Annotated in this window: 14 protein-coding genes and 2 CRISPR repeat arrays (1 of these 16 cut by a window edge); of the genes, 13 read left to right on the top strand and 1 reads right to left on the bottom strand. The window is 34.2% G+C overall.

Features of this window, described 5'->3' with window-relative positions; translation table 11 throughout:
* Positions 1 to 348: 348 nt before the first annotated feature.
* From KBW87_RS08545 to coaA, 5 genes are all read left to right on the top strand, one after another.
* The gene (locus KBW87_RS08545) at positions 349 to 1,143 is read left to right on the top strand and encodes an enoyl-CoA hydratase-related protein (protein ID WP_057808707.1); all 795 of its coding nucleotides are present in this window, start codon (positions 349 to 351) and stop codon (positions 1,141 to 1,143) included.
* Positions 1,144 to 1,192: 49 nt separating this feature from the next.
* Entirely contained in the window at positions 1,193 to 2,131 is a 939-nt protein-coding gene (locus KBW87_RS08540; protein ID WP_057808705.1) for a nitronate monooxygenase, read from the top strand.
* 269 nt (positions 2,132 to 2,400) lie between these two features.
* Positions 2,401 to 3,972, top strand: a complete 1,572-nt coding sequence (locus KBW87_RS08535) for an acyl CoA:acetate/3-ketoacid CoA transferase (protein WP_057808703.1) — start codon at positions 2,401 to 2,403, stop codon at positions 3,970 to 3,972.
* Positions 3,973 to 4,009: 37 nt separating this feature from the next.
* On the top strand, positions 4,010 to 4,153 hold the full coding sequence (locus tag KBW87_RS08530) for a LysR family transcriptional regulator (protein ID WP_338108162.1): 144 nt from the start codon (positions 4,010 to 4,012) through the stop codon (positions 4,151 to 4,153).
* 10 nt (positions 4,154 to 4,163) lie between these two features.
* Complete coding sequence (coaA, locus tag KBW87_RS08525) at positions 4,164 to 4,961, top strand: type I pantothenate kinase (protein ID WP_083478826.1); 798 nt, start codon at positions 4,164 to 4,166, stop codon at positions 4,959 to 4,961.
* A 217-nt stretch (positions 4,962 to 5,178) separates the two neighbouring features.
* Positions 5,179 to 5,999: a CRISPR direct-repeat array (repeat unit 28 nt; unit sequence GTATTCCCCACACACGTGGGGGTGATCC).
* Between the two features lie 422 nt (positions 6,000 to 6,421).
* Here coaA and KBW87_RS08520 read toward each other — a convergent pair.
* Positions 6,422 to 6,577, bottom strand: coding sequence for a hypothetical protein (locus KBW87_RS08520; RefSeq protein WP_157055096.1), 156 nt, complete (start codon positions 6,575 to 6,577; stop codon positions 6,422 to 6,424).
* Between the two features lie 816 nt (positions 6,578 to 7,393).
* Here KBW87_RS08520 and KBW87_RS08515 point away from each other — a divergent pair.
* From KBW87_RS08515 to cas2e, 8 genes are read left to right on the top strand one after another with little or no spacing between them, the layout of a single operon-like run.
* Positions 7,394 to 10,144, top strand: a complete 2,751-nt coding sequence (locus tag KBW87_RS08515; protein WP_057808702.1) for a CRISPR-associated helicase/endonuclease Cas3 — start codon at positions 7,394 to 7,396, stop codon at positions 10,142 to 10,144.
* Positions 10,137 to 11,837, top strand: a complete 1,701-nt coding sequence (locus KBW87_RS08510; RefSeq protein WP_083478824.1) for a type I-E CRISPR-associated protein Cse1/CasA — start codon at positions 10,137 to 10,139, stop codon at positions 11,835 to 11,837. Before KBW87_RS08515 ends, KBW87_RS08510 begins: the two co-directional genes overlap by 8 nt.
* Positions 11,838 to 11,865: 28 nt before the next feature.
* Positions 11,866 to 12,453 carry a type I-E CRISPR-associated protein Cse2/CasB gene (gene casB / locus KBW87_RS08505; protein ID WP_057808698.1) on the top strand — a complete coding sequence of 196 codons (588 nt, stop codon included), beginning with the start codon at positions 11,866 to 11,868 and terminating at the stop codon, positions 12,451 to 12,453.
* Between the two features lie 3 nt (positions 12,454 to 12,456).
* Positions 12,457 to 13,578, top strand: coding sequence for a type I-E CRISPR-associated protein Cas7/Cse4/CasC (cas7e, locus tag KBW87_RS08500; RefSeq protein ID WP_057808696.1), 1,122 nt, complete (start codon positions 12,457 to 12,459; stop codon positions 13,576 to 13,578).
* Entirely contained in the window at positions 13,559 to 14,269 is a 711-nt protein-coding gene (gene cas5e / locus KBW87_RS08495; protein WP_057808693.1) for a type I-E CRISPR-associated protein Cas5/CasD, read from the top strand. The genes cas7e and cas5e overlap by 20 nt, the downstream gene beginning before the upstream one ends.
* A gap of 10 nt (positions 14,270 to 14,279) precedes the next feature.
* A complete protein-coding gene (gene cas6e / locus KBW87_RS08490) occupies positions 14,280 to 14,927 on the top strand; it encodes a type I-E CRISPR-associated protein Cas6/Cse3/CasE (RefSeq protein WP_057808691.1) in 648 nt (215 codons plus the stop codon).
* A 2-nt stretch (positions 14,928 to 14,929) separates the two neighbouring features.
* Positions 14,930 to 15,868, top strand: a complete 939-nt coding sequence (gene cas1e / locus KBW87_RS08485; protein ID WP_057808689.1) for a type I-E CRISPR-associated endonuclease Cas1e — start codon at positions 14,930 to 14,932, stop codon at positions 15,866 to 15,868.
* A gap of 5 nt (positions 15,869 to 15,873) precedes the next feature.
* Positions 15,874 to 16,752 carry a type I-E CRISPR-associated endoribonuclease Cas2e gene (gene cas2e, locus KBW87_RS08480; RefSeq protein ID WP_057808687.1) on the top strand — a complete coding sequence of 293 codons (879 nt, stop codon included), beginning with the start codon at positions 15,874 to 15,876 and terminating at the stop codon, positions 16,750 to 16,752.
* A gap of 296 nt (positions 16,753 to 17,048) precedes the next feature.
* Positions 17,049 to 17,091: a CRISPR direct-repeat array (repeat unit 29 nt; unit sequence GTATTCCCCACATGGGTGGGGGTGATCCT); it runs 352 nt beyond the window's last position.

The following is a 17,091-nucleotide window of genomic DNA, read 5'->3' as shown; positions in this document are numbered from 1 at the left end:
ATATTTCTACTGCGATTATAGCCACGCACAGTAAACGCTTTCAAACGAGCGAAAGTAGTCTAATACAAATTGTTATACTAGGAATTAATAAAAGTTATAAGTTAGCTCATCCCTATCTGTGAAAGCGATTTCTAGAATGGAATGTGAAAAAATTAGTGAATTTCTTAAAGCGTTATAAAACCAATAACTATTTTTTATACATGAGTTAATTCTTACAGTCACAAGCAATTGTAACAATAAGTAAAAATTAATAGTTAAAATAGCAAATTTGAATTTTGTGTAGACTTGAACAAGAATTAATGGCGATGAGAGCAAAAGATGAGTTTGTTTTTTGAAAGGACAAAAATCATGAGTTTTAATAATTATGAAAACGTATTATTAGAAGAACCTGAAGAAGGTATTGCTGTTTTAACTATTAACCGTCCTAAAGCTTTAAACGCTTTAAACTTAGCTACTTTAAAGGATATCGGTGATGCTTTAAGAGAAGTAAAGGGTAGAGAAGATATTCGAGTTGTTATCGTCACTGGGTCTGGTGCTAAGTCATTTGTTGCAGGTGCTGACATTAAAGAAATGCAAAATGATAATGTAACTGAAGCTTTGAAGTTATCTAAGTTAGCTCACTCATCATTTGGTGAAATTGAACACTTACCACAATTTGTAATTGCTGCTGTAAATGGATATGCATTAGGCGGTGGTTGTGAACTTGCATGTTCATGTGATATGAGAATTGCTTCTACCAATGCTAAAGTTGGTCAACCAGAAACTGGTTTAGGTATTATACCAGGATTTGGTGGAACTCAACGTTTAACACGTGTTGTAGGTCGTGGAAAAGCTAAGGAGTTAATTGCTACTTGTGATATGATTGACGCTAAAGAAGCTTATAGAATCGGTTTATTTGATGAAATTGCTGAACCTGAGGAATTGATGGATAAAGCAATTGAAATTGCTCATAAGATTATGAAGAATGCCCCATTATCAGTAGCTCGTGCTAAATATTCAGTGGATCGCGGAGCTGACTTACCACTTGATGTTGCTATCGATCTTGAAAGTCAAATTTGGGGTGAAATGTTTGATACTCAAGATCAAAAAGAAGGTATGGCAGCATTCGTTGAAAAGAGACCTAAGCATTTTATTGGTAAGTAGTTACATAAGATAAAGATTATAGTTAAGCATATTAAAAGGAGAACATATTATGAATCGTGTTACAGAATTATTAGGTATTACGTACCCTGTTATTCAAGGTGCTATGCAAGAAGTTGCTACGGCTGACTTAGCTGCTGCTGTATCAAATGGTGGTGGATTAGGAATTATTGCAGCTGGTGGTAAAACTCCTGATGAATTAAGAGAACAAATTCAAAAAGCTAAGAAATTAACCGATAAGTCATTTGCTGTCAATTTGATGTTAATGGATAAAAATACCCCAGAACACGTTAAAGTTATTATTGATGAAGGTGTTAAGGTAGTAACTACTGGTGCGGGTACTCCTAAGCCATATATGAAAGATTTAAAAGGAGCAGGAATTAAAGTTTTGCCAGTTATTCCTAATGTTAAGATTGCTAAGAAAATGGAAGAAATGGGTGCTGACAGAGTCATTGTTGAGGGTATGGAAGCCGGTGGCCATATTGGCGGTACTACTTCTATGGTATTATGGCCTCAAATTGCTGATGCCATTAACATTCCATTAATTGCAGCTGGTGGTATTGGTGATGGTCGAGGAGTTGTAGAAGCCTTCGTAGCAGGTGCTGAAGGAGTACAATGTGGGACTATCTTCTCAATTGCTAAGGAAAGTCCTGTAGGTGATAACTGGCGTAAAGCTGTAATTAATGCAACTGATACTGGTACGGCTGTAGTAGGTTCAACTATTAAAGGTGGTGCTACTCGTGGTATCGCTAATGAAGAAGCGGGTAAGTTATTCGAACTTGAAAAGACCGGAGTTTCAAGAGACGAATTTAACTCTGCATTAAATAAAAGCTTGTATGTAGGGGTTAGAGAAGATGATCCAGATAAGAGCTTCTTTATGGCTGGTGAAGTAGCTGGAATGATCAAGGAATCTAAACCTGCTGCAGAAATTGTTAAAGACTTAATGGATGATGCTCAAAGAATCTTAGACCAAAAAATCGAAATTATGTAATTATTAATATTAAAAGTTAAAAAATAGAGGCAAAAGTACTTTTGCCTTTATTTTTTTGATAAGCTATAACTTATGGTTATATCCATACTGAAAATTAATGATTTCACAATCTATAATGTAAGCGTTATCTTATAAACGTAAAGAAGAAATCCAAGAATTTAAAATTCTACTAGTTGAAAATGGCTCTCAAAATCATCATTAACTCATCTGGTTTCCAATTCAGTAGAAATGTAGGATTACTAACAGCTTATAGCTAGGAGGAAAATTTTATGTCAGTTAAAGTTATTGATAGTAAGACCGCAGCCGAATTAGTACCAGATAACGCTACTGTTGCTCTTGATGGATGCTTGAGTACAGATGTAGCTGAAGAAATTTTGGAAAAGATGAAGGCTAGATACCAAGAAACTGGTCATCCAAAGGCATTAGATGTTTGGTATGGATGCGGTATTGGAGACAATAATGGATCAGCAGTTGAAAATTTTGCTGAAAAAGGGATGCTACGTCGAGTAGTTGGTGGACTTTGGTCCTTAGCTCCAAAATTGGCTCCAATGGTTGCAGCAAATGAATTTGAAGCATTTAACTTCCCACAAGGCACAATTTCACAGCTCTTTAGAGATGCTGCAGCTCACAGACCGGTTTTGGTAACTCATACTGGATTAGGAACTTTCGTTGACCCTGAAAATGACGGAGGTCGTTTGAACGAAGCTGCTAAGAATTCAACTTTAGTTAATAGAATTAAGATTCATGGTAAAGATTATTTAGCTTATGAAACCCCGAAACCTGACGTAGCTATTTTCCGTGGTACTTATGCTGATGAAAATGGAAACATCACTTTTGATGATGAACCATTAACGATGGATGTAACTGCTGTAGCCATGGCGGCTCATAATAATGGCGGTAAAGTGATTGTTCAAGTTAAGAAAGTAGTAAAAGCTGGAAGCTTAGACCCTAAGGCAGCTCGTGTTCCAGGAGTTTTGGTAGATTATGTAGTTCCAACTGATAATCCTGAAATGACTAAGCAAACTACAGATTATATCTATAATCCCGATATTATCAAATCTAATATTGTAAAAGATGCTCAGCAATTAGATCTTCCTCTTGATAAGAAGAAGGTAATTGCTAGAAGAGCTGCTTTTATCTTCAATCCAGAAACAGATCATTGTGTAAATTTTGGTATTGGTCAATATCCAATGTATTGTGCAATGGTAATGAAAGAAGAAGGTTTATCTGATAATATCGTTACTACCGTGGAAGCCGGTACTTTTGGTGGTACTTCACTTGGTGGTGGGAGCTTTGGTACTGCTATTGCCCCTCAAGCTACTATTGATGAACCATATATGTTTGATTTCTATAATGGCGGGGGGTTAGATGCTACGTACTTAGGTTTAGCTGAAGCTGATGAAAAAGGAAACTTGAATGTTTCTAAATTTGGTCCAAAGATTGCTGGTACTGGTGGATTTGTTGATATTACACAATATACCTCAAAGATTGTCTTTACTGGTACTTTCACGGCTGGTGGACTTAAAGAAGAAATTAAAGATGGTAAGTTACACATTATTCAAGAAGGTAAAGTAAAGAAGTTTGTAAAACATGTTCAGCAAATCACATTCTCAGGTAAGGTTGCTTATGATAGCAAGCAAGAAGTTTGGTATGTAACGGAACGTGCAGTCTTTAGATTAGTTAAAGATAGACTCGAACTAGTGGAAATTGCACCGGGAATCGACTTACAAAAAGATGTTCTAGATCAAATGGACTTTAAACCTATTATTAGTAAAAACTTGAAGGAAATGGATGCTAGAATTTTCGAAGAACCGGTAATGAATATTAAAAATGATAAGTAAAAGTAGTTTTTAACTTTGACGAAAGGAAGAGGTACTGGTGGACATTGATAATATTAGGTATTTATTAACAGTGGTTGATAATGACTTTAATTTAACTAAAAGCGCTAAGATCTTGCATGTATCTCAACCTGCAATTAGCAAAGCAATAAAGGATATTGACAGATTTAGCTGCATTAGGTGATGTAATTGATATGAATGATGTAAATGAAATCTATATCCCATTAGTTAAATTTTTACATCTCTTTGCTCAACATAAAAAGATGCTTTCTCAATTACAGAGTCACTTTATTGGAGTTGATGAAATAAATCATCCATTTATTATTGGTATTTCTGGTTCAGTTGCTGTGGGAAAGTCGACTACAGCTCGACTGTTGCAGATTTTATTAAAACGTTGTTATTCTAATCTTCATGTTCAACTGATGACTACGGATGGGTTTTTATACCCTAATTCTGAATTAGAAAAAAGACGTTTAATGAGTCGCAAAGGTTTTCCAGAAAGTTACAATATGAAATTATTGTGTGACTTTTTATCTGATGTAACTAGTGGAAAAGAAAATGTTTACTATCCACTTTATTCTCAAGAGTTAAGTGATATTGTTCCAGGAAAATATGGTATAATTTCTCAACCAGATGTATTGATTATAGAAGGAATTAATACGTTACAGCTTCCTCCAAATGGGGTAGTAGTAACAAGTGATTTCTTTGATTGTTCTATTTACATTGATGCAAATGAAGATATAATTGAAAATTGGTTTATGGATAGATTTAAGCATTTACTGAAGATTAATAAAAATAATCCTGAAAATTTTTACTATGATTGGGCTAATGAACCGCTCAATGTGGCTGTAGATAGAGCGGAAAAAATTTGGCAAACAGTGGATCTAGTAAATTTGCGTGAATATATTGCTCCCACTAAAAGCCGGGCGAATGTAATCCTGCATAAGAGTCATGGGCACCGAATTGATAGAATATATGTAAGACATTATTAATGTAATTAGTTTTCCTTCAGAACTCTTTGAGTTTTGAAGGTTTTTGTTATAGCCTGTTATCAGGTTAATACAGAATTAAGTAATGTATAGTGTTGAAATTTTAATCTCTTTTTTGATTGGGAAAAGGGCACAGACTAATGTAATATTTTAAATACAAAGTAAATGAATTTAAGGGTATAATAAAAAAGAATTGTTGATATGGCGGGATTCTTTTAGAGTATTCCCCACACACGTGGGGGTGATCCTGGGAAAAGAAATATAAGCCAGTCCACTTTAAAGTATTCCCCACACACGTGGGGGTGATCCTTTTATTGATAATGCGGGATATCAGTCAGATTAGTATTCCCCACACACGTGGGGGTGATCCTCAGACTGCGCGAAAGGAAAAGGTTCCCGGAAGGTATTCCCCACACACGTGGGGGTGATCCAAATTCCTAATATTTAAAGATTGACGCCTTAGAGTATTCCCCACACACGTGGGGGTGATCCTACAAGTTTAGCGATTGGACGGTAGCGGATGTAGTATTCCCCACACACGTGGGGGTGATCCTATAGCGGGCAATTTGATAGCTGTCTGGTATGAGTATTCCCCACACACGTGGGGGTGATCCTCAATAATCGTTAACCCTTCACTAGCATTTGATGTATTCCCCACACACGTGGGGGTGATCCCATAGAAGAATGTACCAGTACCACTAGTAGCATGTATTCCCCACACACGTGGGGGTGATCCTTTCTTTGATATTTTTTGATGGAATACCGTACTGTATTCCCCACACACGTGGGGGTGATCCCTAGACGTGTGAAGAGCCGAATATAGCTCCTGTGTATTCCCCACACACGTGGGGGTGATCCTCGAGCCAATCCTTGACCTTGACCATAAGCACGGTATTCCCCACACACGTGGGGGTGATCCTTTCTTTGATGTTTTTTGATGGAATACCGTACTGTATTCCCCACACACGTGGGGGTGATCCTGTGGGCACCCATTTTAGCAAGCCAGCCTTTAAGTATTCCCCACACACGTGGGGGTGATCCTAATTTCATATCGTTAACTCTCTTTTCTTAAAAAACTTCACAAACAACAATTTGCCTATGTACCAGTAGTTTGATAAATATTTCTCACAAGCGTAATACAAAAATTTTTCACAAACTATATATAAAGATTGGTATAAAAAAAGACGCTGATTATTCAGCGTCTTCAAATGTTTACTTTTTATTTTAATATGAGAACGACGGAAATTGAACCCATATCTTCCCTAAAAACTAGGACTGTCTTCCCGGTTAGACGACTTATTCTCAATTTCTATTATTCCATATTTTCTTAACCTTAGCAATTATTCGATTCTATTTTTCCGTTGGATAATAGGTACCATTTTCTGAATGATTATATCCAAAAGTATTCCCCACAATACGTGGGGATGATTCTAGCTGATAGAGTGACATTCTCAGGCTTGATATTATTCATCGGCAAACTTCTTTTGCGTGACGGTTAATTTATACTCGTTTGCTTTCTTACGATTTTTGTTCAAAGCTGGTTCACCTCCTCCAATCTTTTGAAAAACAAAAAAGCATTCAACTAAATGCTGAATGCCTTGTAACGACTGGATTTGCACCAGTTACTTGACTTCCTGCACACGTCTTTCATTTAAATATACAAGTACCATATAGGCACTTTATATACCCACTCTTTCCGATCGCTTAATACTGTTGTATTATGCAGAGCCCTGTTTTCCTTCATAAACTACGTCTTTCTTTTATTATTCCATTGATTCATCATTTTTTCAATAAAGAAGATTCTTCTTTATTAACCTTCCTCGTACCATTGTCAGCATGCACATATTGTATTTCACACACGTGGGAGTGATCCCCACCAAATTAGAACATATCAAGCCAAGACTTGGTATTTATTACGGTAGGTGAGCTCTCTAATTATTGTTAACTATTTTATGGTAGTTTGCTAAAAGGAAAAGAGATAAGGAATATTTACTATGTCAATTTTGGAAAATCAAGCAAGATGGAGAAGAGAATTAGCTAAAATATGTAATTAAAAAACTAATAACTAATTAATTCAGAATCTAAAAGTACTTCAGATGATAGAGTTAAAGCTAAATTTGTCAATTTTATATCAAATTTTTTGAGGTTATATTTTATCTTTAATTTAAAGAATAGGTGTTTAGCCAAAAAATCAAAAGAATGAAGCCAATCTTGCATTATTTCACAAATAGTTCCAAAGTTAGAATTATTTTCAATAAAAAGATTATAATTAAAAAGGTATTCTTCACTGTAGTGAAGGTGATCCGAATATAGTGTATAGTTCGGAAAGTATTCTCCACAGATGTGGAGTTTTAATAAAAAATATAAACAATATTGTGTAGAGTAAATTCAAAAGTGATATAATGAAATCGAATTCAAAAAGGAGATGGTAGTTAATGATAAATTTATCCCCAGCCACTAAGGCTTTATGGGGAAAGAAGGCAGTTCATGACGATCAAGAATTTTGGCTTCCTTTAGTTGCACATTTAATTGATACTAAGAATGTAATGCAGTGGCTTTATAATGATTGGATTAGTGAAGGTACTAGAGAAATTTTACAACAAAATCTGTCTTCTGATGATGTTTATAAGTTGGTAGGATTTCTGGGCTTCTTCCATGATTTTGGTAAATCTACGCCAGCTTTCCAATATAAACAATCTTTTCCAAGACATAAAGATTTGGATGAAGATATAGATGAAAATTTAAAACGAGCTGGTTTTTCTTCAATCCAAATGGATAACTATAGAATTCGTAAATCACCTCACCCTATTGCTGGTGAAACTCTCCTGGAATCTTTTGGATTAAATGAATCAATAGGCTCAATTATTGGTGGCCATCATGGTCTTCCTCCTAAAAGAGATTTAACTTCTAACCAATTGACTACATATGCTTCAAATCTCTGGGGTAGAGACAGAGATACCAAAATTCAGGACCAATGGAAATCAGTTCAAAATAATCTTTTTCAATATGGATTAGAAGTGTGTCACTACGATGATATTAAGGATATTCCGGAAGTGACTTTGCCGCAAGCCGTAATTTTAGAAGGTATGTTAATCATGGCTGACTGGCTTGCCTCTAGTGAGAAATTAACTAACTATAGCAATATATCGTTATTCCCGTTAATTTCATTAGAAGAAGATTTTGATTCATTAAATATGAAAGAGCGTTATCAACACGCTATCCAAAACTGGGATATTAGTGATCAGTGGATGCCTGAAAAGATAGCTTCGGTTGCTGAACAATATCGCTTAAGGTTTAATTTTGTTCCTCGCCCAGTGCAAAAAGAAATGTCGGAAATAATTTCTCAATCTAATGATCCAGGGTTGATCATTATTGAGGCGCCTACTGGAATTGGTAAAACAGAGCTGGCGTTGACAGCAGCTGAGCAATTAGCCTTTACGCAAGGAAAAACTGGTTTATATATGGGATTGCCGACGCAAGCAACAACTAATGCTATGTTTTCGAGAGTTAAACACTGGCTTGATAGTATGGCGAAAGAACAAGCTGCTCACCCCGATATAAAATTACTGCAAGGTAAAGCAAAATTTAATAAAACATATACTAATTTACCTTATGCCGAAAATATCTATGATGATACAGATGGAGATGTGGTAATTAATAGTTGGTTTGCGGGGAAAAAGTCGAGTCTATCTCATTTTGCAGTTGGAACAATTGATAATCTTTTACTCACTGCCTTAAAGCAAAAACATCTTTTTCTAAGACATTTAGGCTTTAGTGATAAAGTGGTGATAATTGACGAACTTCATGCATACGATTCATATATGAGTTCATATTTAGAGAAAGCTATTAAGTGGTTAGGGGCATATCATGTGCCTGTAATTGCTTTATCAGCAACTTTACCTAAAGAAAAGCGAAATGATTTATTGAAAGCTTATTTGAAAGGAAAATATGGTAGTCCAAAAATAAAAGCTAGTGATAATTGGGAACATAATGAAGGCTATCCATTACTCAGTATATTAGATGGAAATAAATTGGAACAAGTAAGTAACTTTTCAATTATAAATGATGAAAATAAAACTATCAATGTGGTTCGGTTTAATGGGAATGAAGAAGAAATTATTAATAGAGCTGTCGCAGAAATAGAAGACGGCGGCATAGCTGGAGTAGTTGTTAATACCGTTAAAAGAGCACAAGATTTAGCAAGATTGGTTCCTGAAAATATTGAAGTATTGCTTTTGCATTCTGCTTATTTAGCACCTGAACGTGAAAAAATTGAAGAACGACTTCAAGCAAATATTGGAAAAGATGCTACTCGTCCTAAAAAAATGATAGTTATCGGAACGCAAGTTTTAGAACAATCTTTAGATATTGATTTTGATGTTCTTTTCACTGATATTGCTCCCATGGATTTAATTATTCAACGAATTGGTAGATTGCATCGTCACAAAATTTCCCGACCTACCCATTTGGCTAAACCCACCGTCTATATAACAGGAATCAACAGCTACGGTGATTATGGTGAGGGCAATGAGTTTATCTATGAAAAGTATTTATTAATGAAAACTGATCATTTCCTAACGGATAAAATCAATATTCCTAAGGATGTGTCTCCATTAGTGCAACAAGTATATGATCCTAATGTAGATAAGGATATTAAAGATATTTCTGACTCTAAGGCAAAGTTTGAAAAGGATTTAAAAAAATCTAAGAAGAAGGCTCGGGTATTTCAAATAGGCAATCCGAATAAAAAAGGAAAAAATAATTTGTTTGGATGGCTAAGTGATGGACAAATTAATGTTAACGATGACAATCATGCCGCTGCTTGTGTTCGAGATATAAAAGAAACTATTGAAGTGATTCTTTTAAGAACTACTAGTGAAGGAACCTTTTTGATGGATGGTCGTAATATTGAAGAAGTAAGCAGTGAGGAAATAGCTGGTCAAACTATTCGATTACCCTTTGCAATAGTAAATAGTTCAAAAAGTAAAGATCCAATTGATAAAACAATTAGAGAATTGGAGACTAATATGCAATCTTTACATAATAAATGGAAAGAGGACATTTGGTTACGTGGCGCCTTAGTTCTAGAACTCAATGAGAATAATTTAACGACTTTAAACGGATTTAACTTAAAATATTCTTCAAAGTTAGGATTAATGTATGAAAAGGAGGAGGAAGATGAATAAACCAAGTTTTAATCTCGTCACTGAACCTTGGATTCAAGTTTTAGATCAAGATGGTAATTTAAAGGAAGTTTCATTATTAGACGTTTTTGAAAACGCTGCTGATTATCAACGTTTAGCTGGTGATATGGCGAGTCAAGATTTAGTAATATTACGTTTACTTGTTGCTATTTTGACTACTGTATATTCACGAGTTGATATGGATGGAGAAGCTTATGAATGGTTAACTCTTGATGAAAAAATGTATCTTAAGGAAGCTGAAGAAGAAGATTATGATCGTGCTGATCTGATAAATACCTGGCACCTTTTACATAAAAATGGGAAATTTTCTACGCCTGTTATTCAATATTTAAAAGAAAATAGCTCTAAATTTGATTTTTTAGGGGATGATCCTTTCTATCAGGTTAATAAAGAGGTTTATGATCAGGAAGTACCTGCTAATAAAAAAATTAACCTTAAAAAGCCAAAAGGCACGGTTGATGTTAAACAAATAAATAGAACTATCTCTGAAAGTAATAATAGTCCATCAATTTTTTCACCTAGAACCAGGCACACTAAAAATGAAGTAAATTTGGCGCAATTAGTCCGCTGGATCATAACTTATCAAAGTTTTACAGGGGTTACTGATAAAACAAAAGTAGATAGTAAAGAGAAATTTTCCGTTTCGGCTGGTTGGCTGTATGGATTAAATCCTGTGTTTGCTCAAGGGGAAAATTTATTTCAAACTTTAATGTTAAACTTGGTCTTTTCAGAAGAATATGAAGACGAAAAACCTTTTTGGGAATTTGAAAACATAGTTGAATATATTGAGTTTCTAAAAGATGAGCCTTTTGCTCGTGATCTTTCAATTAGCACTTTGTACACGTTATGGTCAAGAATGCTACATATTGAATGGGTAAATGAAAAGCCTATTATCTTTACTGCTGGATTACCAAAATTAGATAGTACAGAAGCATTTATTGAACCGATGACTACTTGGCATAGAAATAAAAAAACAGGAGAAGTTTATCCAGCTACCAAGCATTTAAACGATTTAACAAAAGCAATGTGGAGAAATTTCGGGCAATATGTTAAAACTACGGGTTCTGATGAATTAGAAGACATGCATGAACCAAAAATAATTCAGTGGCTGAGAGAGGTCCAGAATAACGAATATCTTCCTACAGATACTTCATTAACTCTGAGAACTACAGTACTAATTAGTGATGGAAATGCCACTTCACAATCTCCAGTAGTAGAAATTAATGATAGTTTTAAAATCAGGGCAGACGTACTATTTGATAAAAATTATAGGAACTATTGGCCAGCAGATATTGAAAATATGATCGATTTAACTCAAGAGGTTGGAAAAGATTTTTGGATCTTTACTAATAACATTAGCAAATTGAGAGGTCTAGATGGAACTGATTTCGCTGATAATTCAACCGCTAAATTTTATGAAGGTCTAAATCTTCCTTTTCTTAATTGGCTAGCAAGTTTAAGAAATGATCAAGAACGGGCAGATAAAACAGCTGAGTGGAAGAAAATTTTAAAGACAATAGCGATAACAAAAGCTGAAGAGATTCTAAAAAATGCTTCTCCAAGAGATATTATTGGCCAAAAAAATCATGATAAGAAAGATGAACAAAGTGGAATAAAAAATATATTTACTATATTTAACCACTATAAGTTAAATATATTTAGTCATATTAAATGATAATTTTTAAGGAGGGATGATTATTTTGATGACAAAGATTGAAAAAGATACCAATAATATTATAACGAAATTACATGAACGAGGAGGCAACGATAAAGCCATCTTAGCTGCTCTTAGACGTTCCAATTCTATTTTAAGTCGTCAAGCTACTGTTGTTTGGCCGATGCTATTTGAATATATCAAAGATAAAGATACTTTTGGTGAAAATAGTAGGCAAACAATTTCAGAACGAGCGATTTTCACTGCTTTGCGTTGCTATGCTGTCTTTGAGCAAGGTAATGATAGTGAAAGAGATCGAGAATATGATAATGAAAATGCAAACTCATTATTTAGAAATTTATCATTTTTGCGTAAAGATGAACGGTTACGAGATGCTTTAGATAGACGTGCCCAGGCTGTATTAAGTACAACAAATATAGAAGCTGTTACTCGATCCCTAGTGAGTTTAACTAAAATTATAAAAGCTAATAATTCAGCTGCAATTATTAATTATCCTGAATTAGCAAATGACTTGTATAATTTTCAATTAGGCTTTGAATCTGCTAGGAAAGTAGCCATTAAATGGGGAAGAGAATATTTTTGGATTAACGACAATAGAGAAAGTAACGAGGATTAAAAAATGACAAAAAATAATTTATATGTAGATATTCACGTATTACAAACTATTCCATCTTCAAATATTAATAGAGACGATACTGGAGCACCTAAAACTGCTGTGTACGGGGGAACTACTAGATCACGTGTGTCTTCACAAAGCTGGAAAAAAGCTATTAGAGAAGGCTTTGAAAAAGATAGTAGGGAGTATGATTGGCGTAGTGGATTTCGTACTAAAAGAACGGCTACTTTATTGGCCAAAGAGTTAATGAAACAAGATTCTTCTTTAAGTTTTGATGATGCACGTAAAAAAGCTAAAGAAGTTTTATCTGGTATGGGATTAAAGTTTGATAAAGCAAAGAAAATTGATAAAAATAATGATAAAGACTTTGAAACTAAGGTTTTACTTTTCTTTAGCCCTGGTCAATTAAGAAAATTGGCAGAATACATATTAAATAGCAATGAAATTGATAAAAAAGAGGTAAAAAAACTTTTGGTTGAAAATCAATCATTAGATTTAGCACTCTTTGGTAGGATGGTAGCAGATGATCCAGAGCTAAATGTTGAAGCTTCTTCTCAAGTGGCACACGCTATTTCCACTCATGAAGTTGTGCCCGAATTTGACTTCTTTACAGCAGTAGATGATGCTAAAACATCCGAAGAATCAGGTTCTGCTATGCTTGGGACTCTTGAATATAATTCTTCTACTTTATATAGATATGCAAATATCAATATGGATGAATTAATTCATAATTTAGGAATAGATTTGGCTCAAATTGGATTAAAAGAATTTATTAAAAACTTTGCTTTGACAATGCCTAGTGGTCATCAAAACTCTTATGCAAATAAAACTTTACCTCAATATGTTTTAGTCACTCTAAGAGAAGATACTCCTGTAAACTTAGTTTCTGCATTTGAAGCAGCTGTTCAAAGTAATAGTGGTTATACTGAAAAATCAATTAAGCGACTAGAAAACGAATTTGATAATATTAGCGGATGGATTGGTAAGCCAATTGCTAGTTTTGTTCATGCAAATAAAGAATTTGAAACAACTGTGGGAGAAAAAGAACCAGATATTAATAAATTACTAGATGATGTTTCTACTGTAGTGGCTAAGAGGGTAGAAAATGAAGACACTAACGATTAAGTTGAAGGCGCCACTTCAAGCTTATGGTAATGAAGCTACTTTTGGGAGACGAACTACCAATCCATATCCTACTAAAAGTGCAGTAATTGGAATGATTTCTGCGGCTTTAGGATATAGTCGGAATGATAAAAGAATCTTAGAATTAAATAATTTAGCGTTTGCAGTAAGAAGTGATCAACCAGGCCAAGTCGTAAACGACTTTCAAATTGTTGAATATGCAAAAAGCGCCACAAAAAAAGCCAAGAAATTAACGTACCGCTATTATCTACAAGATGCGCTATTTATGGTAGCGATTGGATCAGACGATGATGAACTAATAGAAAAAATTCATTATGCTTTGCAACATCCAAAATTTTCATTGTTTTTAGGTAGACGCTCATGTCCTCCTGCTGGACCACTTGAAATTGAAATGTTTAATAATCAAAGACCATTAAATGTTTTAAAATCAATGGATTGGCAAGCAGCTGAATGGTATCAAAGGAAGCATTCTAATTTTAATGCAGAGCTAATTTATGATGCTGATCTTGGATCAAAAGATAATTTTACATTTCAAATAAAAGATAAAGTGGGATCGTTCGATCAAAGAAATCGATATTATAATTACCGTGAAGTGGTAAGTACATATATACCAATGAAGAATAAAATAAATGCGCATGTTGAAACGACGCATGACATAATGTCGAATATATAAGAGGTTAATAATGTATTTATCAAGAGTTGAAATTGATTTAAAAAACAGACGAAAAATAAGCGATTTGTCTCATTTGGGTGCCTATCACAATTGGGTTGAATCATGTTTTCCAAAATATCAAGACAAAGATAATCGTCCAAGAAATCTATGGCGCATAGATATTTTAAATGGAAAAAGCTACTTATTGGTTTTGAGTGAACAGAAACCAGATTTAGAAAAACTAACTAGGTATGGAGTTTTAGGAACAGCTATAACGAAAAAGTATGACGATTTTCTCGATAAATTATATGTGGGAGAAATCTTACGATTTCGTTTAACAGCAAATCCTACTCGAAAAATAAGTGTTCCTGGTCAAAGACAGGGCCGAATTATGCCGCATATTACTATTGCTCAGCAAAAAAAGTGGTTTTTAGATCGAACTGAAAATAACGGATTTAAAATAGTAGGAATTCAAGAAAATCATCCAGAATTTGATATTGTTAATCGTGAATGGAAATTATTGCGTCATAAAGGAAGTGGAACAGCCAGACTGAGTTGTGTCACCTTTGAAGGAATTTTAGAAATAACAGATCTGAAAAAATTCAAAAATGCAATGATAAATGGTATTGGAAGAGAGAAAGCGTACGGAATGGGATTACTAACAGTTATCCCAATGTAATCATGCAAAGAAAATTTGGAGCGAAAAAGCCAGAAATTAGTGAGTTAAGTAAGGTTAGTGACAGGATAACTTTTTTATATTTAGAGCATGCAAAGTTAAATCGTATTGACAGTGCGATTAGTGTAGCTGATAGTACGGGAACGGTCTATATTCCTGCTGCAATTATTAGCGTTTTACTGCTTGGGCCTGGTGTTGATGTAACTCATCGCGCAATGGAACTGATGGGAGACGCAGGAATGGCAGTAGTATGGGTAGGTGAAGATGGAGTAAGGCAATATGCCTATGGACGCTCACTGAATCACTCATCACTCTTGCTTCAAGCACAAGCTAAATTAGTTTCTAACACTAGAACACGCTTAGCGGTTGCTCGAAAAATGTATCAAATGCGTTTCCCGGGAATGGATGTTTCTGGGCTAACGATGCAACAATTGCGTGGTAAAGAGGGAGCACGGATTAGAAGAGTTTATCAAGACCAGTCTCAGAAAACAGGAGTTGCCTGGTCCCGGAGAGAATACAAGGTAGATGATTTTGAATCAAGTACTCCGATTAATCAAGCTCTAACAGCAGCTCATCAAGCTTTGTATGGATTAAGTTATAGTGTAATTGTTGCTTTAGGTGCATCGGCTGGACTGGGGTTTATTCATACTGGCCATGATTTATCCTTTGTATATGATTTTTCTGATCTGTATAAGGCGGATTATTCAATTCCTATTGCTTTTGAAATGGTTAAGGAATATGGAAAAGATGACATTGCAACACATACCAGACATGCAATGAGGAATGCTTTTAAAGATGGGAAATTAATAGAAAAAATGGTAAAAGATCTCAAATATCTATTGAATGTTAAAGATCTAGGCGAAGTGCATGCAGTAATGAACTTGTGGGACAATAGAAAAGGACTTCAAAAATTTGGAGTCCAATATCATGAGCTAGAGGAGTAATTTTAATGATTGTAATTACTCTATCTAAGACACCAGCTTCCTTACGTGGCGACTTAACTAAATGGTGTCAAGAAATTCAAACGGGCATCTATGTTGGAAATGTTAATACAAAAGTTAGAGACTTATTGTGGGAACGTGTTCAAAAAAATATCGGTCAAGGAGAAGCGACACTAGTTTATAATACGAATAATGAATTAGGTTATACCTTTCGAACCACTCGATTAGACAGAAAAATAGTAGATTTTGATGGTATTCCTTTATTAAAACATGTTGATGTAATGCCAAATTTAAAAATAGGATTTAGTAATGCTGCAAAATATCATAAGGCTAAGATAACTTCACGGTCTGTGTTACATAATTCAACTTTGTTAAAATTTGCGGTCCTTGATATAGAAACTACCGGATTGGCTCCTAATAAGAGTGAAATTCTTTCTATTGGTGCTGTTAAATATTTGAAAAATGGAAAAGTTGATGTATTTTATAAGTTAATTAGGGATGTAAACTATATTCCAGCTAATGTAAGTGAATTAACTGGTTTGAATATGAAGATATTAAAATCAAAAGGAAGTAATTTAATTGAAGTTTTACGGATGTTGAAAGACTTTCTTGGTGATCGAATTATATTAGGCTATAATCTGACATTTGATATTAGTTTTTTGGATATAGCCTATAAAAGAAATAAAATTTCTGGATTAATTAATACTTCTAAAGATTTACTTCCAATAATTAAAAAGAATAATAAATTTCTCGATAATTATAAGTTGAGTACAGTATTATCTGAATATAAAATTGAAAATCAAAATCCGCATCATGCAGATTTTGATGCAAAAAGTACGTATCAATTAGCCTTGAAATTGATTGATGAAGGAAAATTAAAGCTTTAAAGTTTTCAACGGTAATGTATTTAACTTTAGATAATTTTCAAAATTAATTTGGGTATTGTATGTGATCAATTGGGAAAGGTCTCTCTGAATCTTCAGAAATTATGAGTAGTTACAAATAGGTTTACATTTAAGTATAACTATAACTTGAAAAGGCACTTAAAGAAGTGAGAATATTTGTAATTAGATCTCTATAATTTTATCGGAATATAGGTATGCAATCTAGTATAGTAGAAGAAACTAATGAAAATTAGAGATTTTGAATTATAGAAATGGCTATAGATCAGCATTTGTTTAGTGTATTCCCCACATGGGTGGGGGTGATCCTCATTTGAGGTTTAG

Source organism: Lactobacillus intestinalis, assembly GCF_024397795.1.
In the GTDB taxonomy this organism is placed as follows: Bacteria; Bacillota; Bacilli; order Lactobacillales; family Lactobacillaceae; genus Lactobacillus; species Lactobacillus intestinalis.
Note: the sequence above shows the minus strand (reverse complement) of the source record. Positions and strands in the feature narration are given on the sequence as shown.

Excerpts from the sequence above, each read along its gene's own strand:
- cas5e (WP_057808693.1), top strand. The coding sequence starts at position 13,559 with ATGAAGACACTAACGATTAAGTTGAAGGCGCCACTTCAAGCTTATGGT.
- cas2e (WP_057808687.1), top strand. The coding sequence starts at position 15,874 with ATGATTGTAATTACTCTATCTAAGACACCAGCTTCCTTACGTGGCGAC.
- cas6e (WP_057808691.1), top strand. The coding sequence starts at position 14,280 with ATGTATTTATCAAGAGTTGAAATTGATTTAAAAAACAGACGAAAAATA.
- KBW87_RS08540 (WP_057808705.1), top strand. The coding sequence starts at position 1,193 with ATGAATCGTGTTACAGAATTATTAGGTATTACGTACCCTGTTATTCAA.
- cas1e (WP_057808689.1), top strand. The coding sequence starts at position 14,930 with ATGCAAAGAAAATTTGGAGCGAAAAAGCCAGAAATTAGTGAGTTAAGT.
- KBW87_RS08545 (WP_057808707.1), top strand. The coding sequence starts at position 349 with ATGAGTTTTAATAATTATGAAAACGTATTATTAGAAGAACCTGAAGAA.
- KBW87_RS08515 (WP_057808702.1), top strand. The coding sequence starts at position 7,394 with ATGATAAATTTATCCCCAGCCACTAAGGCTTTATGGGGAAAGAAGGCA.
- KBW87_RS08510 (WP_083478824.1), top strand. The coding sequence starts at position 10,137 with ATGAATAAACCAAGTTTTAATCTCGTCACTGAACCTTGGATTCAAGTT.
- KBW87_RS08535 (WP_057808703.1), top strand. The coding sequence starts at position 2,401 with ATGTCAGTTAAAGTTATTGATAGTAAGACCGCAGCCGAATTAGTACCA.
- coaA (WP_083478826.1), top strand. The coding sequence starts at position 4,164 with ATGAATGATGTAAATGAAATCTATATCCCATTAGTTAAATTTTTACAT.
- casB (WP_057808698.1), top strand. The coding sequence starts at position 11,866 with ATGACAAAGATTGAAAAAGATACCAATAATATTATAACGAAATTACAT.
- cas7e (WP_057808696.1), top strand. The coding sequence starts at position 12,457 with ATGACAAAAAATAATTTATATGTAGATATTCACGTATTACAAACTATT.